The following is a 22,722-nucleotide window of genomic DNA, read 5'->3' on the forward strand; positions in this document are numbered from 1 at the left end:
CTTGGTGGCTGACCTATAGGGTAGGGCGAGGAATTTTATAAAAAAATAGATTTGCAGAACAGCTCACACTAGTCCAGCAATAGAAGTAAAGAACAAAGAGATCTATAATGCCATAGGCAAGATTAAATCTGTCGAGTCGTCATGTCTAGTAGAGTGAGAAATAAACAAGCTTCAAAATCTGTATATTGTCTACATAAATAACATTACCGTCATTACTATAAATAAAATTAGTAAATGTAGAAACTAATCTTTATTGATCAGGAGAATAAATCAATAAAGTTATTGTTAGCTTTTAAATAAAAATCAATAGCAACAATTATTACTATTGATTTTGTATCAAGCAAAACTCAAAAATTGAGAATGACTTGCCCGAATAGAAAACTGATTAAGATAAACCAGAGGTTGACTCGGATCAAAAGGTCGTCCATCTATGAAAGCGTTAGTAGGTTCAGATTTCATTGATTCACTAGGAATTTTAATATTTAGGACTTTAGCTACTTCTTTATAGATAGAAATAGGATAAATTCGATCTAAGATTCTATCAGCATCTTTCGGATAACTAGTGGTTTCCAGTTGATTCCAACGAATCATTTGGGTTAGCAACCATACAGCATGAGAACGCCAAGGATAGTTAGCATGATCGGGAATCTTAAGATACGGAGTATCTTGATAGTGAAAAATAGTAAAGTCGGGAATCTCTACTAATTTACTGTTAGAAGCGTTATTAGTATAAGCATACTGTCCATTTAAAGTTGGTTCAATTAAAGTTCTATTCAAATTTAAATATTTACTTTGAGCTAATATTTCGGTCATTTCTCTGTGATGACGCTGGTGATCGCAATATTGACAGGCTTCTAATAACGCAGCCATTAAAGACCGTGCAGTAACAGGATGTCTTCTCACCCAACCATCCATAGCAGCTAAAATCTTATTAGGATGTCCTCGCCAAATTTCTCGACTAATGTTGATAATAAATCCTATATTTTCAGTAATTGCAGAGCGCGTCCATGGCGCTGAAATACTGTAGCCTTCTATCATTTGTGCTTGTAATTTATAGCTCAATTGGTTGGACTGAAATTCTAATAATTCTACCTCACGATCAGGATCAACTCCCATAGCTGCTAACCAATAACGTAATAAATAGGCATCCATTGAAATTGGGGAGTCTATAGCAAAACGAGTCTGGCTACTACCTCGAATATACCGTCGAAAACTTCTTTCAAAATCCCTAAAATCGTTATAATTTAGGGAAGGACGTAAGCCTTCTTCCCAAGCTTTCTTAGTAAAAGTAATGGCACTACCATTCAAATTAAGATTCATTAGGGAAATCAGGGAGGCTTTTTGTTTCCCTAACTGTGCAGACATGGGTAAAGCAAAGGGAGCTTGTGCAGCATCTAATTGCCAGCTCAATAAACCCTTTTCAATTGCTTCCCAGGAAGATCGACGTTTGAGTGTAACTTCTAGTCCATAACGCTCAAAAAAACCCTTTTCTTGGGCAATAATCAAGGGAGCAGCATCAGTAGTCGGAACAAACCCTAGAATTAGGTTAGTTTTTTCCAATGAGCCAAATTTATTGTTGGGGTTCAATGAAGTTTCTGACGAACGAAGGAAATCTAGATTACCTTGAGCGCAAGCAGTTATTCCTAAACTAGCCGTTCCTAGGCTGCCATATTTGATGAATTGACGACGCTTCATAATGAAGGTTAATCGGAATAATCTAAAGTTTTCAGTGAATATTAAGATAACATCTCTTTAGTTATTTTTCATCTGCTCTACAATTCTTCTATGTATCCTTAAAAATACTACAATCGGCTTATTTAGATGATCACAAAAATAAGTTTAATTATTCTAAAAGTTTTCACCCTATTTATAAATTGATTTTTTAAAAATTACCTCTATTTTGTTCACCTTCATTATAGTAAGCCTCTATTTATTTAAAAGTTGCAAACTCTAATGGTGAGAAGAAAATTCTATCTTAAATTTTCTTAAAAGAAGATAGTTCTTATTCTATAAGAACGCAATTCTCAACAGTTCTTGATTTAAACCTAATGGTTAATAGAACCATAGAAAACTTAGTTATTATTGGCTTAGGTTCGGTAAGTTACACCACATTAATTTACGCTGGACGGGCTAAAGGGCTAAATTAAGACCTATTATTTTTGAATATTTAAAAGTGGGAGACATTTATGGTGGATAACTAATAACCAGCACAAAAGTAGAAAAGTTTTCATGGTTTTATGAAGGCATTATCTGCCCTGAATTAATGGAATGGATGAAGGCAAAAACAAAACGTTGGGGAACTCAATGTTATACTAAATATGTGGAAAAAGTTTATTTAAGTTAGCGTCTTTTCGAGGTATATTCGACCGAACAAAAAATATTAACCCATAGTCTAATCGTTGCGATAGTGGAGATCCCTAAACACTTAGGAATTAGTGCCGAAGAGGAGTTTTAAAGTCGGATAATTTCTGTCTGTGCTATCTATCTTTGGTGGAGCAACCCCGATGTTTAGAAGTCAAGAACTAGCAATTGTGGGAGGTGAAGATACCGCAGCAGAAAAAGCTCTTTATTTAACTAAGTGCGACTCATTGATTCATATCCTAGTCTATCGAAAGGAAATGCGGGCTAGTGAAACTCTGCAAAATCGAGTCTTCAACCATTCAAACATTATCATTCACTAGAATAGAGAAGTAGTGGGCGTCATCTCTAGTGGTTCTAAACTCGGAAGGCTAACAATTCGTAACAATGAGATGGAAGAAAAGGTTAGAGGGTTATTTTATGCTGTCTGTCATACCCCCAATACAAAATTACTTAAAGGACAGTTAGAACTCAATAATGCTGGTTATCTTTTTGTTAACACAGAAACAATACAAACCAATATTAAAAGGGTTTATACGACTAAAGACGTGCAAGATCATGAATATCGTCAAGCAGTGATCGCCGCCGGAATATATTGTATAGCAGCATTAATTACACAACGATGGCTATCAGCGCATAACCTTCTTAAAGAAGATAAGATAACTCCCAAAACGCAAGAAGACAAATATCAAAAAGAATCAGCTTCTGTTATTTATATAGCAGAAATTTTTAATATTAAGGAGACTTGTAATGTGAGAAGATATATTTCACCAAAATTATTCTATAAAAACAAATGCTTAATTGCGGTTAAATATATCTATCCTAACTGCAGCCAATATCATGTTATAAAACTAATTTAAAATAAGTTGGTTGTTCCATATAAGGGAGAAATATATTCTATGAAAGTTAATATCGAAGTCAATCCTGAAATTGCTCATAACTTTCAGGTAATGGGGATTACTACTGTTAAACTCTTCAAAGATAAAGAATCACTTGAATACATTGATGAAATTTAAAAAAAAGTTAGTATCGTCCAGTTATTAATGAATACTTACTTTCTGAAGTTAACTAAATAAATGACTAATAGATTTTTTTTAAAAGCTTATATGCCAATAATTATAACTTTTTTTAGTGGAGTATTGATGGGATTGTCAACTGCTCCTATATCTGCTTTTTATTTAGCATGGTTGGCTTTAATTCCTCTATGGTTTTTTACTATTAAAACTCGTGACTACCTTAATCAATTTGAAGATAAACTAACTATAAAATCTTTTATTTTGAATAAAAAAACCTGGATTGCTTTATTTTGGGGACTAGGTTATCATGGATTAAGTTTATTTTGGATTACGGGAATTCATCCCATGACTTGGATGAATTTTTCTTGGTTTACTAGTTTATTAATTACTATTATTTGTTGGCTATTTATTACTTTTTGGGGAGCTTTATTAGTTACTATTTGGTCATTGGTTATTAGGTTATTTGATTATCTAAAATATAGAAATATTTATCTTAAAAATACTTTAATAAATTCTTGCTCAAGGGTTATTTTTGGTGTTGCAATCTGGTGTTTATTGGAGTCAATTTGGAGTCAAGGACCTTTATGGTGGACTTCACTTTCCTACACCCAAAGTCCTAATAATTTAGCTATTCTACAACTTAGTAAATTATCAGGATTTTCAACTGTAACTGCTACTATTGTTGCTATTAATGGATTAATTGCAGAAGGAATTATTTTGCAAAGTAATCAATTTCAACTAAATTTTTTACATCAAAAAAAAAAATATCTCCGATTTAATTATTACAATTATCACTCTTTAATTATTTTTTTTATATCAATAATAAGTCTACTTAGTTTGCATTTATATGGATTTTTTTTGTATAAAAATCCAGTTTTAAAATCAGAAAAAAACGCTATAATAATAGGCATTATTCAAGGTAATATTCCTAACACGATAAAACTTTATTCTGAGGGTTTACAAAAAGCAACTCAGAGTTATACAATTGGTTACAAACTATTAGCTTATCAAGGAGTTGATTTAATCATAACACCAGAGACTGCTTTGCCCTTTAACTGGAATTATATTGTAACTAATAGTCCTTTATATTCAGAAATTTTGACACACAAAGTTCCTATTTTATTGGGTGCATTTGGCAAGCGAAACAACAGCTATACTAATAGTCTATTTTCGGTGACAGGAGAAGGAAAAATATTAAGCCGTTTTGATAAAGTAAAATTGGTTCCCTTGGGAGAATACATTCCTTTTGAATTCATTTTAGGTAAAGTTATTGATCGACTTTCTCCTTTAGACAATCATTTAAAAGCAGGAGATAACAATCAAATTTTTAAGACTCCTTTTGGTCAGGCAATTGTAGGAATATGCTATGAATCAGCTTTTAGTGAACATTTTCGTCATCAAGCAAAAATAGGTGGAGAATTTATAATTACAGTGTCTAACAATGCTCATTATAGTGAAGCAATGCCTGCCCAACATCATGCTCAAGATATAATTAGAGCCATTGAAACAGGTAAATGGATGGCAAGAGTAACTAACACTGGATATTCTGGTATTATTAATCCTCGTGGTCAAACTTTATGGATATCTGATATGAACACTTATCAATTGCATCAGGGAAAAATTTATCGTAGTCACAGCCGCACTTTATACGTCCAATGGGGCGATTGGTTAACTAAAATATTATTATTACTAGGGATAATATTATTGTATTTTAAGATTAAACGATGATAATTAAATTTAAAGGATAATCAATACAAATAAACACTAAAATTGATGCATAATTACAACAATATCTTAGTTTTTCAGTCATCTATAATATCACAGCTTGCATTAATAGTGTTGCTAAATAAGGTTATGTTTATGTTTGGACAAAGTTTAATCATCTAATATAGATGACTTAAATTTACTCTTTAATCCTAACTACTACTTGCTACTTGGTAGTAGAGAGCATGACTTAATGTTTTAAAGTTAATAATTAACTAACACTTAACTTTTGAGCAAAGAAACAAAAAAATGCGTACAATGATGTATTAAAGATAACTAATAAGGTCAAATACTCAGACAATGTCTGTTTTAATTCAAGATTAAAATAGTTAAAGATGTTGTATATTCTTTTTAGTTTATAAAAATATTTTTTCAGGCTGACTTGATATTAAAATTAGTAATTAATTCATTTGTTCTAGCTTTGGATACCCATTTACTAAAAGTTGTTAATTTTGTAAAAACAGCTACTAAAAAAATAGGGCTAAAAAAGATTAAATGATTTTCTAAAAATAGATCTTCTTATTATAGTCTGTAAATAAAATATAGAAATTAATAGTCTTTTGAACAAAAAAAATAATATCACACCTTAAAAATTTTAAAAAAATCTTTAAAAGCTAAAATTAAATATATAGTTTTTGGTGAATTTAGAGTAGTTTTGAAGTAAATCAAAAGAAAAGTTGCAGTCCCATTGGGTAAAGATTAACTTTTATAAAAAGCCAGGTCGATAAAGGTTATATGTCTATATATTTGTCAAACAAACTAATAACGGAAGCAAACTGATAGTATTGAAGTCTAAGAATAAATAGAAAATGGCTGAATTTAGTTTATGAACGTTGAGCTAAAGATGTAGAGCTATCTAAAAAAGGTCTTATTGATAGAAGATGATGCCGGATAACATCATAGCAAAAAGTAAAAATTTCTTGAGGAAATTACTAAATAATATTTGATAGCTGACTATCAATAATTAGACCCAACATAAAGGTTATGGATACTAGTAGATAAGTCTTGATTAAACTACTCTAATTTTTAAAAAGGATATGGCTATCTTGTCTAGTAAGAAACGATTTTATACTTTATTAGATGATAAAAAAAACTTAAATAATACTTTAATAAATTAAAAATACTAGTCATAAAAAATTGTTAGAATTGAATAAAAAAAATATGTTTTACTTAATTCTTAAGTAAATTAAAGTAAAAAAAGAAACTGAATTAGGTGTATGAAACATCATTAGTTCTTCAAAAAAAATTAAAAAATTTTTAATAAAAACTAAGACTAGGTATTAGTACTATTTAAGGTTACTTAATTCATTGTACTTAAAAATAGTGAAACAATCAGACTTCAGATTAAAGAAATTATTATTTATTTTGACCGAGGAATAGAGTAATAAACGGTATAATCTACTAATTAGAAATTAAAGTTGATAAAAAGTAGAACTTATATATAGGTTCCTAAATCATATTAATTTTTATCTCTTAGATTTTCTTACTTAAGATATAATTAATTATATACTACACTATCAGTTTTGTTTTATAAATAAAGTTTACGTGACTACTATTTATAATTAAAATAAGTTTTATACAAAATATTTCCCTATTTTTATAGTCTTTGATAGTTTAAAAATAAGTAAATCTTAGTTTTTTTAAGTAAGTTTTTTTTTAAAAAACTTTAAATAGTACTGTATTTTTTTATTTTTGCTAAAAAATATTATCTAATATAGAAAATAAATTGATTTAAAAATCTTTTGTTCTTTTAGATAACAAGAAGGAATTATAGATAATAATAAAAAACACAAATCTGAATATAAAAATATCGATATGGTTAATAAATACTCTTTCAGGTTAACAGGTATATTATCTTTTTTAGATAGAGGATATAGTGAAGTATTTAAATACTTATCAAGTTATATAAAATATAATTGTGATCGTTGTCACTCTTACATAAAGGTCATAATCTTAAATGAATTTGCAGGTTTCGGCTATCTGGATGATCCTGGTGTTGAACGTTGTTACAATAACGGGATGTAGTAACCCGTCAGGGACTCAAAACAAAGCTAAAGAAATTTTAGATATTACGGTAAGTATTGTTCCCCAGAAATATTTCGTCAGAAAAATTGGAGGTGATCGCGTCAAGATTAATGTTATGGTGAAATCTGGGGTCGACTTCCATAACTACGAACCAAAACCCGAACAATTACAAGCTTTGAGTCATGCTGAAGCTTACATTACTATCGGAATCCCGTTTGAAAGAGCGTGGATAGATAAGATTTCAGGGGCGAATACTCAATTGCAAATTATCGACTCAGCTAAAGGAATAAAACGCCTCCCCATGATAAACCATGATCACCATGAACATCACTATGATAAATCAAGATCGGAAAACGCGACAGAAACCCTAGATCCCCATATTTGGCTATCTCCAACATTAGCCAAGATTCAGGCTAAAAATATTTATCAAGGATTAACCAGACTTGATCCTAATTATCAGGTAAAGTATTTAGAAAATCTAGAAATATTTCTACAAGAGATTGAGCAGTTAGGTGGTCAAATAAAAGAAAATCTCAGCCAAATAAAAAATAGAAAATTTATCGTATTTCATCCGGCTTGGGGTTACTTTGCTAATGAGTATAACTTGACTCAAATACCTGTAGAAGTAGGAGGTCAAGGACCAAGTCCTGCTGAGTTAGGGAAATTAATTAAGGAAGCTAAAGAAGAAAAAATAAAAGTTATTTTTGCTCAGCCAGAATTAAATATTAATCCCGCCACAATTATTGCAAAAGAAATCGATGGAGAAGTTTTATTAATTAGTCCCTTGGAACCTAATTGGTCAGAAAATTTACTAAAAGTTTCTGAAACTCTTTCTAATGTTTTAGATTAAATTTATAAAGCACTACCACCAATTTGACTTTATGTCTACTGAAGTTATTAGTCTGAATCATGTCTGGGTAAAATATAATCAAACTCCTGTCTTAGAGGATATTGATTTTACGGTTTACGAAGGAGATTTTGTCGGGTTAATTGGTCCAAATGGAGGGGGAAAGACAACCTTATTAAAACTAATATTAGGATTAATTTCTCCTTACCAAGGGAATGTTAGAATTATGGGAAAGCGGGTCGGCTTTGGACGACAATATATAGGTTATGTTCCTCAAGTCTTAGAATTTGATCGAGAGTTTCCCATCAGAGTTGCTGATGTCGTTAGGATGGGACGATTAGGAAAACGTCGTCTATTACACAGATATAATGCTAAAGACGAAGCCATTGTCAATCATAGTTTAGAAAAAGTAGGAATAGTCGAATTACGTAATCGTCCCATTGGTCAACTATCGGGAGGTCAACGTCAACGGGTTTATATTGCCCGCGCTTTAGCTTCAGAACCTCGTATTTTGTTGTTGGATGAACCTACTGCAAGTGTTGATTACAAAATAAAGAGTAGTATTTATGAGTTGCTGAAAGAGATTAATCAATACATCACAATTTTAATGATATCCCATGATATAGGAGAAGTTTCCACCTATGTTAAAACTATAGGCTCTCTTAACCGCCGTCTACTCTATCACGGAGAGAATCAGCTTACCAGTGATATTATTGAACGGACTTATCAGTGTCCTATTGATTTAATTGCCAATAAAGTCCCCCATCAGATTCTTCCTCAACATTCTTGCTCCCTTTACAGTAATGATTGAAAGTATTTTTGAGTTATTTCAATTTGAATTCATGCGAAATGCTCTTTTAGTAGGGGTATTGGTTAGTATTGCTTGTGGTATTGTTGGTACACTTGTGGTTGTTAACCGTATTGTGTTTATCAGTGGAGGAATTGCCCACGCGGCCTATGGCGGTATTGGGTTAGGTTATTTTTATGGCTTTAATCCTATTGTCGGGGCTATTATTTTTGCGTTAATGGCAGCTTTAGGAATGGGATGGATAGCCCGAAAAACTGAACAAAGGGCAGATACTTTGATTGGTGTCATGTGGGCGGTTGGTATGGCAATTGGGATTATTTTAGTAGATTTAACCCCAGGGTATAAATCAGATTTAATGAGTTACTTATTTGGGAGTATTCTAACAGTATCCAAAACAAATCTACTAATAATAGTAGGTTTAAATACTATTATTATTTTGATAGTAACTATGTTTTATAAAGAGTTATTAGCTATTTCTTTTGATCGTGTTTTTGCATTAACTCGTGATCTTCCTGCAGATACTCTTTATCTGATATTAGTTGCCATGATTGCTTTAACCGTGGTAATGGTAATGCAAATTGTCGGATTGATTATGGTAATTGCCTTATTAACAATTCCGGCAGCAATTGCAGAGCAATTTCTACAAGATATTAAACAAATAATGATAGTTGCGATTATCCTAGGAGGAATTTTTACCACCCTGGGACTGGGTTTATCTTATTGTTTTAACTTAACTTCTGGGGCAACTATTATTCTAATATCTGGAATTACTTATTTACTCAGTTTAGTTATTAAACAATATAATAAAATTAAGTTAACTTAAAATCTAGATAAGAAATAATTATTCTTTTATTTTTATAAAATTAAGGTTTTATCAGGACAAAAACTAATCCTTACATGCATTTATTTGCAAATATTTAATGACATTTTTAAGGAATTGGGAGAATATCTTGGTCCTCATATCTACTTAAACCACAGGAACTTCAGAAGTTATGATTTTATTGCCAGAACACGAAATGGGCAAGAAAATTCTGAGTCATATGGTTAAGATTATCCTTGGATAATTAATTAAAGACGAACTGTGATATATTTGGTTCAACGATATCTTTATTAAAAGTTATAAAATTAAAAAATTGAGTATTTAGGAAATCGTAGTCTATGTATTAATAGACATAAAAAAGTACAATATATTTATTATACTACTAATAGTATATTGATTGATTTATATATTTCTGATATCTTTTAAAGACAGTTTGTTCTTAGTACAAATACTGGTTTAAAAAAAATAAAATAGTGTAGAACAATAAATTTTAATTAAATTAAAAGCATCAACTTAAATATCTGCGAATAAGAATAATTTATTATAAAATCTATAAAGATAAAATTATTTGGACATTCTTCAGATGAGATTTTCTTATATTTTCTTTGTTCCTTGGTTATTGAGTGTATTTAGCACAGTAACCTTTCCCCTCTCAGCCTCTGTTCACGGGGCCGAGACAATATATTTACTATATAACGCCATTAATCTCTCAGTGAGGGTTAAATCCTTAGATAAATTTGCTAAAGAAGGGAAAATAGATAAGAACTTGGCATTCTATTTAGATATTGTCGGAGCTACAGAAGAAGAAAAAGTCTTATTTCGGGAGGCATTAATGACTCCCGTAGAGGTTGATCCCGTATTATTGTCTCGTTTTCTTCGCACCGATGAAGGGGAACGTCTCATGGATTATTTTGGAGACGTTATTAACATTCAAGGAGGGCGTAATGGCAAATCTCCCCTGAGAGGCTCATTAGTTCAAGCAGCCTTTGAACCTGAAGGATTAAGCTTGATTAATGTTCTCAAAAAACTCCCCGTCAATATGCAAATTGATATCAAAAAAACCTTACGTTTATCTCGACAAATTGAGGTAATTGTTAAGGGGACTTATTTATTTAGTGAAGCAGTAGTTAACTTATCAGAAATTGAAGCTCAAAACTCTACGCCTATCAATTTTTTCCAATTGGCTGATATACGAGAACCAGGCCCTTTCGAAGTGGAAAAACCTAAACGTTGGATTTTACGAAATAAAAAGCGTAATATACAACGGGGAGGGCAAAAATTTTATGTTGATGTCTATCGACCTCAAACAGAACGTGAGGGTAAAACCCCCGTAGTGATTATTTCTCATGGGTTAAGTTCTAGACCTGAAGATTTTGCCAAACGGGCTGAACATTTGGCTTCTTATGGTTACGTGGTCGCCCTTCCTCAACATCCAGGGAGTGATATCCAACACCTTCAAGACTTATTAGACGGTTATACTGGGGAAATATTTTATCTTGATGAATTTTTAAACCGTCCCCTAGATATTAGTCAAACTTTAGATGAATTAGAACGGCGTAATATTACTGAGTTTGGCGGCAAACTGAACTTAAAAAATGTAGGAGTTCTAGGTCATTCTTTTGGCGGTTATACAGTCCTAGCTTTAGCAGGAGCAACCTTAGATTTCAAAGGACTTGGAAAGGATTGTAATATAGAATTGGGTAAGTTAAATACAGCGTTATTACTTCAATGTCGAGCTTTAAAATTGGAGCGGAAAGATTATAATTTTCGAGATGAACGAATACAAGCAGTTTATGCAATTAATCCTGTTAATGCTAGTATTTTCGGAGAACAAGGATTAAGTAACATTATAATTCCAACTTTTATTGGTGCTGGAAATTACGATCCAGCTACACCTTTTGTCTTTGAACAGGCTCGATCTTTTCCCTGGTTAACAACTAAAAACCGCTATCTTTTATTGCAAGAAGGTCAAGCTCATGTTGATTTTTCTCAACTAGATGCAGGGTTAACAGATATGATTAATACTCTTCCTAATTTAACATTACCAAGTCCAATTTTACTAGATAATTATACTAATGCAACGATGTTAGCCTTTTTTGAAATCTATATTGTCAATAATCAAGATTACAAACCTTATCTTCAATCCTCTTATGTTAACCATATTAGTCAAAAACAAAACTTCCCTGCTCATTTAATTTCGGGAGATTCTACAGAAGGATTACGTAAGTTCATTAAACAGTATAGATTGGATAACTTAGATATCAATTGAAATTAGTTGAGTGGAGTCAAAAAGCTTGTTTATTTTCCCAGCAATGGAACAACTAGGTAGGTGTTAGATTTGATAAATTATCGCCTATTTTCTTCAAAGAAGAGTATAAAGTATCAATAATGAATTTAAATCGATTAAAAGGAGAGCTTATGACTCATGGATTCAGAAATTTTGTTAATTTTTAATTCTAAAATTTTTTGATTTGGTATTTCACTGATTAATTTTACATCATAAGTCCTGTAAAGTCTTTGACTTCTACCTCTTGAACACGTCCAATAGTCTCTTTTCAGTTAATTTATTGTTGTTTTCCAAAAGATTTTTCTGGCCAATAGACATAAAGAGCGTGCATAATTAAAAGAGAAATCTTGACACGATAAGTTATACTCGCTTTTGATAAGTGTAAACCCTCATTAATATCCATTAATTTCTTTAAAATTGTTCTTTAACCGAGATAAACCTCATTCTCAGCTAAAGATAAATCAAATATATAAACTTTTTATTAGGTAAATATATCCATCTACCTCGAAGTAAATAATCATGCTATTTTAACTCATATTCTACCTCTGACTATCTACAGTCCACAACATAGTTACATATATCATAAATTGGTTGTTGACGATGAAGCGATCTTTCTCGGATTAATTGATGGGTTCCTTTTTTAATAACATTGAGCGAGTGGCGAACATTGAGTTGAATTATTTTTAACATAACTCATTTTCTCATAATGTTCTAGTAGATAAAATGGTTAAAGTAATAGGGGATGGAAAAAACTTTAAACTCCCATTTTTGTTTCCAATGAGGTTATATATTTCTTTAAATCCATAACTCTTTATTTGAATTCGATTACCAAAATAGAAAGACATTTAAATATAGGATCACTCTATCCGATGATTTCCCCTTCCACGACCTGGGGACCAGTTTTAGGAAATAATTCAGGTTCAGACAGATTAGGAAGTTTTGTTCTTGAGACAGGCGACAGACTTCCATTTTTAAGTAACCGATACGGATTTCAATATTAGTGATACTTATTTTTAACGATATCTCAGAACTTGCAACAATCTCTAATGATACTTATGACTAGTCAATTAATCATCAATGCTGCTACAAAAATGATACATACTCTAGTAAGAGAATGATTAAATATGCAATCATCACTCGTAAACTTACCTGAAATTTAACTTAGGAGACTCTTCGTAAAATCACTCTAGCAACAAAACTATAACACATCAGGATCAACTAGTCGTTAATCCTGATGAAAATTTATTTTTGCTTATTTATCAAACTCTTTAGCCTAATTGTTAAAAGGAAGAGAAATACAGTTTTTTATCTGTTCATATAATATTTCGCTGTCAATATTCTGACCAATTAATACAATTTGATTTTTGGGCTCTCCTTTCCATTCATCATCTTCTAGGGTAAACCGTTTACCACTAAGGTGAAAGATGTGACGTTTTGGACTTTCATCAAACCACAAAATACCTTTGGCACGAAAGACATTTTCAGGTAGTTGATTGTCTAGAAAGTACTGAAATTTACGAACTGCAAAAGGTTTATCACTTTCAAAAGAAATAGATATAAATCCATCATTATCTAAATGGTTAGAATGATCATGGTGAGGATGTTCGTGTTCGTGTTCGTGTTCGTGTTCGTGTTCGTGTTCGTGATTCTTTTTTGTTTCTTTAGAAACAAAATATTTACTAGAATCAAATAAACCCACACTTAAAATTAAAGGTAAGGGTACTTCAGACTGTTGAGTACGTAAAATTCTGGACGCTTCTTTAATATCTCGAATCCTAATTTCTAGAGCATCTACATCTGATTTATCTACCAAATCTGTCTTATTGAGAATAATAATATCTCCGTAAGCAATCTGACTGTAGGCAGCTTGAGAATTGAATAAATCTAAACTAAAATTAGAACAATCTACCATTGTAATAATGGAGTCTAAGAGAGTCATATCCCTTAATTCTGTTCCTAAAAATGTTAGAGCAACTGGTAAAGGATCAGCTACTCCAGTAGTTTCAACTATCAAGTAATCAATCTTTTCAGTACGTTCTAAAACTTTATAAACTGCTTGAACTAGATCTTCATTTATAGAACAGCAAATACAACCATTACTCAGTTCTACCATATTATCTTCAGTAGTAACAATAAGTTCATTGTCAATGCCAATTTCGCCAAATTCATTTACAAGAACTGCTGTTTTTACTCCTTCTTGATTGGTAAGAATATAGTTAAGAAGAGTTGTTTTTCCACTACCGAGGAATCCTGTAATAATAGTAACCGGTAAGCCGTGTTTGGTTATATCCATGACTTCGGGAGTTCCTAACTGTTTATCAACTGTCCGCATGATCTTCTCCATTTGCGAAACTTTGGGGCAAAGACCGCTACACTAAAGGTATTCACGCTAAAGGTATAAAGTCAACTACAATAAGATTTGCTGCTTTCACCAATACTTTACCTTCATGAGTAGTTCTATTGCTTTTTTGATCAATTTTTTTATTAGTGAGGCTAGTCACCTATATTAGTCTAACGCTCTCTGCAAATCCCGATCAATTCCCTATTGCTAAAACCGGTTAGTTTCATTTTGGGTAGGAGTTATATTATGCTCGTTTCTCAATTAATTCATCCAAGTTGTCATTTGTTCCTTATTTTTAGTTATTTGCAACAAAAATGTGGTTAAAACTCTATTTTCTGATTATTTCTTTAAATTATTTTAATATCTTTTACTTCGATAACAATCACCCTATTATGTTTAATACGACGCCAAGTAGTTAATTGTTAGAAAATATGAAGTTATTAGGAGCATTATTTAAAGAGACGATCACTATATTAAATCCGAATTTAAACGTGGGTACGACCAAATTATCCCTATCAATTACCAGACACGTCAGTATTATAAACGAATGCTACATAACCCATGACCCCATCACAACATACATTTTTGAACTCTCAATCTAAAATGCCCCTCGTTGAGGCATTAAGAACATCAATAGCTCAAAAAAATGTAGCTTTTCATGCACCGGGACATAAAAAAGGACAAGGAATACCACAATCTCTAGAAAGGTTACTAGGAAGAACTGTATTTACTGCTGATTTACCAGAGTTACCCGAATTAGATAATTTGTTTGCCCCATCAGGAGTGATCCAAAAAGCTCAGAAATTAGCGGCAGAGGCATTTGGGGCAGAAAATACCTGGTTTTTAGTGAATGGTTCAACTTGTGGTATTGTTGCAGCAATTTTAGCTACTTGTAACCCAGGGGATAAAATTGTCTTACCCCGTAATATTCACCAATCAGTGATCGCGGGGTTAATCCTGTCGGGGGCTATTCCAATTTTTCTCAATCCTTATTATGATCCCCTTTGGGATCTTTCCTGTAGCATTACTCCAAATTCTTTAAAACAGGTATTAGAAGAAAATTCTGATGTTAAAGCGGTTATGATAGTGTACCCCACCTATCATGGTATTTGTGCGGATATAAAAGTGATCGCGGATCTAACCCATCGCCAGGGAATTCCTTTGCTGGTCGATGAAGCCCACGGGGGTCACTTTACCTTTCATCAAGACTTGCCGCCTTGTGCTTTATCAATGGGAGCCGATTTAACCGTACAATCGACCCATAAGGTGTTAGGAGCCATGACTCAGGCTTCTATGCTACATCTTCAAGGCACACGTATTGATCCCCAAAGAATTAGTCGTGCTTTACAGTTAATCGAGTCTACAAGTCCAAGTTATTTATTGTTAGCATCTTTGGATGCAGCAAGACAACAAATGGCATTACATGGAAAAGAATTATTGGATAAAACTCTTGAATTTTCTGAAAAAGCTAGGCAACAATTAAGTCAAATTCAAGGTTTATCTATTTTAGATTTACAAGAACCTTTTGGCGGTTTTTATTACTTAGATACTACGCGATTGACAGTGAACATTACAGCCTTGGGATTAAGTGGCTTTGAAGTGGATAAAATTTTTCATCAACAATTAGGAATAACGGCAGAATTACCCATGTTACGTCATTTAACATTTATTATTTCTATAGGTAATACAACAGATGATGTTACTAAATTAATAGCAGCTTTCCAAATCCTAAGTAACTCCTATTTTTCTCCCCATTCCCCCATCTCCCCATTCCCCCATCTCCCCATTCCCCCATCTCCCCATTCCCCCATCTCCCCCCGTGAAACTTTTTTTGCTGCAACAGAAATGATTGATTTTGACTGTAGTATCGGCAGAATTAGTGGGGATTTAATTTATTCTTATCCCCCAGGAATTCCTATCTTAATGCCAGGGGAAAAAATTACTGATCAGACCTTAGAATATTTACAAACAATGTTAGCTCTAGGAGCTAGTGTTATTAACTGTAGCGATTCCAGCTTACAAAAATTAAAAGTATTGGCTTAATGGAAAACATCAATCAAAAATGTTACAATCAGGGACTCAGCAAAATAATCTTGGCTTTTCTAAACTGGCTATGAAGACATTACAATCAAAAACTTAAAGTATTATTCTATAAGGGCTCCAAGATCTCAGACACTTGATTTTGATCAAAATCAAGTGTCTGTAGTCAAAGAATACGATCAGAATAAGACTTCAGAAAGTCGTTAACTTCTAACATACTTCAGTTTAGAAAGTCCATTATTTTCATCTTTTCTATTGAACAATTAAAAAACGCTTATGATTTGGCCGTTCAAACCTAGACCAACTAAACAAATTGCCCGTATTGAAGTTAATGGTGCTATTGTCTCAGAAACCCGTAAAAATGTTTTGAAAGCTTTAAAAATTGTCAAAGAAAAAAAATTCCCCGCTCTACTTCTACGAATTGATTCCCCGGGAGGGACAGTAGCAGATTCTCAAGAGATTTATGAAGCGCTCAAGAAATTAAGAGAAAAAGTCAAAGTAGTAGCAAGTTTTGGTAATATTTCTGCCTCTGGAGGCGTTTATATCGGGGTAGCAGCAGAGTATATTGTTGCTAACCCAGGAACTATTACTGGGAGCATTGGAGTTATTTTGCGAGGAAATAACCTCGAACGGTTCCTCGATAAAGTTGGTATTTCCTTTAAAGTGATTAAATCTGGTCCTTATAAAGACATTCTTTCTTTTGATCGGCAATTAACTGCAGAAGAACAGACTATTCTTCAAGAAATGATTGATGTAAGTTATCAACAATTTGTCAATACCGTTGCTCAAGGTCGTAATTTAGATGTGGAGAAAGTTAGAAGTTTTGCTGATGGGCGCATTTTTACCGGACAACAGGCTTTAGAATTAGGAGTGGTGGATCGCTTAGGAACTGAAGAAGATGCCCGTCGCTGGGCGGCTGAATTGGCGGGACTCAATCCTGATCAAGCCCAATGTTATACCATCGAAGAACCCAAACCTCTATGGAACCGAATTTTGTCTCAGAATAAAAATAGATCTGGGTTAGGACTAGCAATAGATTGGGTTAAATTTGAGTTAGTGACCAATGGCCAACCATTATGGTTATATCGACCTTAAACTCTAATATCAAGCAAAAGTTGTCGGAGGGATTTGATTGTGAATTGCAAAGTGCGGGGCATTCGAGGAGCAACCACAGTATCATACAATACCAAAGAAGCGATAAAGGATGCTGTGACCGAATTACTTGAGGCGATCGAAATCCGCAACCAACTTGATCCCGAAGACATAATTAGTGCGACCTTTACCACTACTCAGGATCTCGATGCAATTTTTCCAGCGGAAATTGCCCGTCAACGTCCACATTGGGGTAACATTCCTTTATTAGATTTGCAACAAATGCACGTCGAAGGAAGTCTACAAAGATGTATTCGGGTGTTAATTCACTTCAATACCCCAAAGCCTCAAGTAGAAATCTATCATTCTTATTTACGAGATGCTCGTAACCTCCGTCCCGACTGGCATTTTATGAAATTGGAGTAACATTCCTTTATTAGATTTACAACAAATACACGTGGAAGGAAGCCTACAAAAGTGTATTCGAGTGTTAATTCACTTGGACATCCAAAAAACCCAGGTACAACCATATTATTCCTATTCATGAGGGGAAAGCTTTGGTCGTCACATAACGGCTACTTCTAACTTTTCCAATCGGAAGATAAAAGTTTAAGCTGTTAATATCAATGTGGGTGATCCTCCTGTTGTTCTAGAGCAGTCTAGTTTAGACACTTTATGTTTTTTTGGAAAAACCCTAGGGTTCGGTTAAACCTCCTACTAAAAAAACATGAAAGAAAGGGATGCTACAGTTTCTAATTTAATTAGGCAAAAATCTAGTGTTATTAAGCCTAAATATCGGTAATATTATTTATTTTGGACAAATACGAGTCTTAAACCTGCAATGCAGCCAGTGGTATTTTTTGTGATGTTGTTATTTATTTAGATATACGATAATGGGTATTTTACCATCCGTTTAAGAAGCTTTCATATCTTAAAATCAGCTTATAAAACAGAATTTGATAGAGTAATTCCAAAATTCTGAGGGTGCAAACAGGTTGAGCATTAATGTCAAACTGATAAACTAATTTTAAGTTCATGATGGGGTAAGATTAAGATGAAAGACATAAAACAAACAATAGTTAAACAACAACAAGAGCAAATTACCTATCCTAATTTACCTCTAGCAGTGTATCGAGAATTAGCGGCTCATTTACAACAAGTCAAAGGAGTGACCACTAAGTTAATTCCTCAACAGTCAGAAAGATTTGATTATGCTAAAAGTCAAGTGGAAACCTTACTAATTCAGTATCCAAGTTCCCTTGATATCCTAGAAAAATACCAGATCAAAAGAATTTTAGACTATTATGCTAAAGTTCATGGAGCCTATGAGCGGAAGTAGTTAAATAGCTACTTTAAAAAGTTTTTTACCCTTTACTTCTTTTCTTCGAGCGAAAAAATATTAGGTAAGTTTATTGTAAAAATTTATTTTTTTTCGTTGAATAAAAGACATTAAACTAAATTAATCAAATATCAACTAAGAGCTGTTAGTTGATAACTAGAGTCTTTTCTGGGTACGATAATTAGCGACAGATTCCACCAAACCTAGAGCAATAAAATTAGTTAGTAAGGCTGATCTACCATAACTTAACCAGGGCAAAGGAATTCCCGTAATAGGAGCTAAGCCCACTGTCATGCATATATTAACAACAACCTGAAATGCGATCATTGATAACATTCCAACAGCTAATAAAGACCCGAAGTTTTCTTTAGCCTGGCAGGCAATGATTACTAAGCGAAAACAAATTAGCCAAAAGGCAAATAAAACACAAATACTGCCGATAAAACCGAACTCTTCTCCGACTGCTGCAAAAATAAAGTCCGTATGTTGTTCAGGAATAAAATTTAGTTGAGTTTGAGTTCCTTGGTGCAGTCCCCGTCCCCATAATTCTCCCGAACCAATAGCAATGCGGGACTGAATTAACTGATAACCTCCCCCGAGGGGGTTTTTTTCTGGCTCCAAGAAAAGAGTTAGACGGTCCTTTTGGTAGTCTTGGAGTAATCTCCATAACACACCACTTAATTGTCCTGCTACTATATTAACAGCGACCGCCCCCATGGCAAAAACAAAACGCAAGGGTAAAGTAAACCAAGCAATTGACCCCATGATCGCTGTCCAAATAATCCAACCCAGGGGCAAGACATTGACTAACATCGCAGAAACCAGAGGAGATAGAATTAGAATGAGCCATCCTGGGTGCATGTTTGCCCAATACAGCATGCCCAAAGTAATTGCTGTAAAAACTAACCCTGTCCCTAAATCTGGTTGTAACATGATCAGCACCCAAGGAACTGCCGTTACCGCAAAAATTCTTAAGACAGCTGGGATTGTTGTGGCTTGTCTTTCATGTAACAGAGCTCCTAAAGTAATAATTAGACCGACTTTAGCAAATTCTGAAGGTTGAATATTAAAGCTACCAATACTAATCCAACTTTGCGCTCCATTAGCAGCTACTCCAATGATAATCACCGCAATGAGAGAAATATTGGTGATAGCATAGGTTACCCAATGCAACTGTATAAGAGGTTCATATCTCCAGCGAGCTAACGTCAAAGTGATTACTAACCCTATTATTCCAAAAACCCAATGTTGCCACCAATCTACCGAGCCTTCTAGAAGTTCGGTACTGCGGATCATCAACCCCCCTAAACTGGTTAAACCGACAATTAAAAACATTAATAGCCAATCAACTTGGGCTAGGTTATATAACCACAAAGGTAAACGTCGTCTTTTAGAAAGTCTAGGTATCATTTAGGACAACTCCTCTCATCATTTAAAATAGTTTATTAATTTAGGTTAAAGCAGCTACCGATACCTTAGCAGCAATTTGTTGAGCGATTGAGGTTAATGCTTTAGCAGAGCCTGATTCAGGGGCAGCTATGACAATCGGAATTCCTTGATCTCCTCCTTCACGTAAGGCGATTTCGAGGGGAATACAACCTAGTAAGGGAACATTTAATTCTATAGAAGCCTTTTCACCCCCACCCGAACCAAAGAGATCGTAAATGCGATCAGGTAAGTCAGGGGGGATAAAATAGCTCATGTTTTCCACCAGTCCCAACACATTAACCCCTAATTGTTGAAACATTTTTAGCCCACGACGAGCATCTAACAGGGATACGGTTTGAGGAGTGGTAACAATGACAACACCTGCCATAGGAACTGCTTGAGCGAGAGTTAATTGAGCGTCTCCAGTTCCTGGGGGCATATCTACCACTAAATAGTCTAAAGTTCCCCAATCAAATTGATAAAGAAATTGACGAATAATGCCATTTAGCATTGGACCACGCCAGATAACGGGTTGATCAGGGTCAATTAAAAAGCCCATGGACACTGTTTTTACCCCATAATTAAAGGCAGGCTCTAGGACTTCTCCGTGATCCCCCTGTTTTACCTTAAATCCAGCGTTGGCTAATCCTAACATAATCGGAGCATTGGGACCGTAAATGTCAGCATCGAGTAAACCGACTTTGGCTCCCGTTTGGGCTAAAGCAACAGCTATATTTACCGCAACGGTGCTTTTCCCCACACCTCCTTTACCACTCGAAATAGCGATAATATTTTTGGTTCCAGCGACAGATTGTTGATTTGGTAACACTTTTTGTTGAGGGATTTCGGCGGTTACTTCTACCTCAACGGTTTTTACCCCCGGTAATTGTTTAACAGCTTTTTGACAATCTTCAACGATCAATTCTCTTAAAGGACAAGCAGGAGTAGTCAAGACTAGGGTAAAATTAACTTTGGAGCCATCAATGACTACATCGCGAATCATGTTCAAGTCTACTAAGCTCTTTTGGAGTTCAGGGTCCTGAACTGAACGTAAGACTTCTAAAATTGATTTGGTATCGAACATTATAATTTTAAGTTCTCCTTGTAAGGCAATGTTAAGGATTTTTTATACTGCACTTAGGAAGATGTTAACGGTTTTAGGGACACAGATGTTTGATAGTAAGTAGGTGGGACTAGGATAAATAGGACTTGAAAGCACTAGTCAAAAAGAAAAAATCTTATCAGGGTAAAGTAAGAGCAAATATGTTTTGCCTGAAAATAGGGTGTGTGAAATTTTACCAATCCTCTCAAAAAACGTACCAATCAAATAAAAGGGTAATTTATAACGATTTTTTTAAACCCTCATGGAGTATCAAAACTATTAAAATGAGTTACTTTATGCAAAAAAGTTGTGGAACACCTAGGCTGGATGTTAAATTGGAAGAAATTATTACCTATTTTGATTAAGTAACAGTAGAAGGTATCAATAATAAATTGAAGTTGATTGAAACGAGAGCTTATAGATTCATAAATTTTGTTGATTTTTAACTTCGAAGTTTTCTGACCTAACTTACTAGTCAATTCTATGTCATCAGTTAGGTATAGTTCAGATTATATAATGTTATCTCTTCGTTTAATGGTCTTCCTAATAATCGGACTAGAAAAAAAATTTAGGTTAAGTAAAGCTCAAAAAGTTTCTCAAAGAACACGAGATAAAGCTAGTGTAATACATAAAGAAGATGTATATAAATTTGCGATAGCAGTTATAGGAGTCATCAAATTACGTTCAGGACAAAAGAGTTTTAGAAGTTATTAACCAGTAATTTACTCTACTAGAATTATGAAGAACCTGTATTTCTTACGTAATAAGTTTCAAATTATCAATAATCAATGAAAAAAGACATAACATTGGTTCAATACTTCTTAAAATCAGTTAAATATTTTTTTCTTTAGATAAAACAAATACATTACCTTCATTCCCTCTTCCTACTCGAAGATCCTCATCTAAATAAGTAATTTCTAACCATCCCTGTTGTTCTTGACTTTCGATATTGAAATCCAGAGGAAAAAACTTTTTTCCTACTTCAATATCTTCAATTAATTGGTTAGGTGATCGATATCCTAATAACCTTTGGGAACCAATAATATAACGTTCAAACTTAACATTAACTCGCCTGTCAGAGACGACTTCAAATCTAGCTATAACACTCACTAATCCTTCTAAAAAAGGTACTCCAATAATTTCAGCAATATTGTAAAGTTTCCCGTCAGCCATGCGAAGACATTGATAAATTTGTCCTAATTGCAATACGGGAAGGCGATCAAGTCCTAAAATTCCTTTACTCGTTGTATAGAGTAACCGCCAATTTCCATCGAGTAATTCTTTTGCTTCTAGAGTTTGAGGGGTGGGGTTATGATCTTCAAGTTGTTCTAAGTCCGAGAGAATTCTTACCCGATCCATTTCCGTTGCTAATAACCCTCGATTTTTGCCGGCGATCGCTTCTAACAGTCTTGCTTTCTCATTCATTCTCAAATATTTCCTCTAATTAATTCTTGG

General features: G+C 33.6%; 20 protein-coding genes. 13 read left to right on the forward strand and 7 right to left on the reverse strand.

Annotated elements, in window-relative coordinates:
- Positions 1-336: 336 nt before the first annotated feature.
- Positions 337-1,695: a CmpA/NrtA family ABC transporter substrate-binding protein gene (locus tag RGRSB_RS08910; RefSeq protein ID WP_119260743.1), complete on the reverse strand. Its 1,359-nt coding sequence runs from the start codon at positions 1,693-1,695 to the stop codon at positions 337-339.
- A gap of 779 nt (positions 1,696-2,474) precedes the next feature.
- Between RGRSB_RS08910 and RGRSB_RS10630 the strand changes: the two genes are divergently transcribed.
- The 7 genes from RGRSB_RS10630 to RGRSB_RS08940 all read left to right on the forward strand — a co-directional run bounded on the left by RGRSB_RS10630 (position 2,475) and on the right by RGRSB_RS08940 (position 11,907).
- Positions 2,475-2,681, forward strand: a complete 207-nt coding sequence (locus RGRSB_RS10630) for a hypothetical protein (RefSeq protein ID WP_232014511.1) — start codon at positions 2,475-2,477, stop codon at positions 2,679-2,681.
- A 12-nt stretch (positions 2,682-2,693) separates the two neighbouring features.
- Positions 2,694-3,218: an NAD(P)/FAD-dependent oxidoreductase gene (locus tag RGRSB_RS10635; RefSeq protein WP_232014513.1), complete on the forward strand. Its 525-nt coding sequence runs from the start codon at positions 2,694-2,696 to the stop codon at positions 3,216-3,218.
- Between the two features lie 246 nt (positions 3,219-3,464).
- Positions 3,465-5,102 carry an apolipoprotein N-acyltransferase gene (gene lnt, locus RGRSB_RS08920; RefSeq protein WP_119261031.1) on the forward strand — a complete coding sequence of 546 codons (1,638 nt, stop codon included), beginning with the start codon at positions 3,465-3,467 and terminating at the stop codon, positions 5,100-5,102.
- A 1,993-nt stretch (positions 5,103-7,095) separates the two neighbouring features.
- On the forward strand, positions 7,096-8,013 hold the full coding sequence (locus RGRSB_RS08925) for a metal ABC transporter solute-binding protein, Zn/Mn family (RefSeq protein WP_119260744.1): 918 nt from the start codon (positions 7,096-7,098) through the stop codon (positions 8,011-8,013).
- A gap of 31 nt (positions 8,014-8,044) precedes the next feature.
- Positions 8,045-8,821, forward strand: coding sequence for a metal ABC transporter ATP-binding protein (locus RGRSB_RS08930; RefSeq protein WP_119260745.1), 777 nt, complete (start codon positions 8,045-8,047; stop codon positions 8,819-8,821).
- Complete coding sequence (locus RGRSB_RS08935) at positions 8,814-9,641, forward strand: metal ABC transporter permease (RefSeq protein WP_119260746.1); 828 nt, start codon at positions 8,814-8,816, stop codon at positions 9,639-9,641. The genes RGRSB_RS08930 and RGRSB_RS08935 overlap by 8 nt, the downstream gene beginning before the upstream one ends.
- 580 nt (positions 9,642-10,221) lie before the next feature.
- A complete protein-coding gene (locus RGRSB_RS08940) occupies positions 10,222-11,907 on the forward strand; it encodes an alpha/beta hydrolase (protein ID WP_119260747.1) in 1,686 nt (561 codons plus the stop codon).
- Between the two features lie 295 nt (positions 11,908-12,202).
- Here RGRSB_RS08940 and RGRSB_RS10815 read toward each other — a convergent pair whose 3' ends face one another.
- Both RGRSB_RS10815 and RGRSB_RS08945 read right to left on the reverse strand, forming a co-directional pair.
- Positions 12,203-12,328 carry a hypothetical protein gene (locus tag RGRSB_RS10815; protein ID WP_269460785.1) on the reverse strand — a complete coding sequence of 42 codons (126 nt, stop codon included), beginning with the start codon at positions 12,326-12,328 and terminating at the stop codon, positions 12,203-12,205.
- Positions 12,329-12,474: 146 nt separating this feature from the next.
- A complete protein-coding gene (locus tag RGRSB_RS08945; RefSeq protein WP_119260748.1) occupies positions 12,475-12,615 on the reverse strand; it encodes a DUF4327 family protein in 141 nt (46 codons plus the stop codon).
- Between the two features lie 179 nt (positions 12,616-12,794).
- On the opposite strand from RGRSB_RS08945, the gene RGRSB_RS10820 reads away from it, so the two are divergent.
- Positions 12,795-12,926 (forward strand): hypothetical protein, encoded by a 132-nt coding sequence (locus tag RGRSB_RS10820; protein ID WP_269460786.1) that lies wholly within the window; start codon positions 12,795-12,797, stop codon positions 12,924-12,926.
- Between the two features lie 272 nt (positions 12,927-13,198).
- On the opposite strand, the gene RGRSB_RS08950 is transcribed toward RGRSB_RS10820, so the two are convergent.
- Positions 13,199-14,257, reverse strand: a complete 1,059-nt coding sequence (locus RGRSB_RS08950; RefSeq protein ID WP_119260749.1) for a CobW family GTP-binding protein — start codon at positions 14,255-14,257, stop codon at positions 13,199-13,201.
- A 570-nt stretch (positions 14,258-14,827) separates the two neighbouring features.
- Here RGRSB_RS08950 and RGRSB_RS08955 point away from each other — a divergent pair.
- From RGRSB_RS08955 to RGRSB_RS08975, 5 genes are all read left to right on the forward strand, one after another.
- Positions 14,828-16,309, forward strand: coding sequence for an aminotransferase class I/II-fold pyridoxal phosphate-dependent enzyme (locus RGRSB_RS08955; RefSeq protein WP_119260750.1), 1,482 nt, complete (start codon positions 14,828-14,830; stop codon positions 16,307-16,309).
- A 273-nt stretch (positions 16,310-16,582) separates the two neighbouring features.
- Positions 16,583-17,401, forward strand: a complete 819-nt coding sequence (sppA, locus tag RGRSB_RS08960; RefSeq protein WP_119260751.1) for a signal peptide peptidase SppA — start codon at positions 16,583-16,585, stop codon at positions 17,399-17,401.
- Positions 17,402-17,440: 39 nt separating this feature from the next.
- Positions 17,441-17,824: a chorismate mutase gene (gene aroH / locus RGRSB_RS08965; protein WP_119260752.1), complete on the forward strand. Its 384-nt coding sequence runs from the start codon at positions 17,441-17,443 to the stop codon at positions 17,822-17,824.
- 31 nt (positions 17,825-17,855) lie between these two features.
- Positions 17,856-17,945 (forward strand): chorismate mutase, encoded by a 90-nt coding sequence (locus tag RGRSB_RS08970; protein WP_232014515.1) that lies wholly within the window; start codon positions 17,856-17,858, stop codon positions 17,943-17,945.
- Between the two features lie 507 nt (positions 17,946-18,452).
- Positions 18,453-18,737, forward strand: coding sequence for a hypothetical protein (locus RGRSB_RS08975; RefSeq protein WP_172582087.1), 285 nt, complete (start codon positions 18,453-18,455; stop codon positions 18,735-18,737).
- Between the two features lie 156 nt (positions 18,738-18,893).
- Here RGRSB_RS08975 and rodA read toward each other — a convergent pair whose 3' ends face one another.
- From rodA to RGRSB_RS09000, 3 genes are all read right to left on the reverse strand, one after another.
- Complete coding sequence (gene rodA, locus RGRSB_RS08980; protein ID WP_119260754.1) at positions 18,894-20,147, reverse strand: rod shape-determining protein RodA; 1,254 nt, start codon at positions 20,145-20,147, stop codon at positions 18,894-18,896.
- 40 nt (positions 20,148-20,187) lie between these two features.
- Entirely contained in the window at positions 20,188-21,249 is a 1,062-nt protein-coding gene (locus RGRSB_RS08985) for an Mrp/NBP35 family ATP-binding protein (protein WP_119260755.1), read from the reverse strand.
- 849 nt (positions 21,250-22,098) lie between these two features.
- The gene (locus RGRSB_RS09000; RefSeq protein ID WP_119260758.1) at positions 22,099-22,692 is read right to left on the reverse strand and encodes a PAP/fibrillin family protein; all 594 of its coding nucleotides are present in this window, start codon (positions 22,690-22,692) and stop codon (positions 22,099-22,101) included.
- Positions 22,693-22,722 lie beyond the last annotated feature (30 nt).

Origin of the sequence: cyanobacterium endosymbiont of Rhopalodia gibberula (assembly GCF_003574135.1) — a bacterium.
Lineage (GTDB): Bacteria > Cyanobacteriota > Cyanobacteriia > Cyanobacteriales > Microcystaceae > Rippkaea.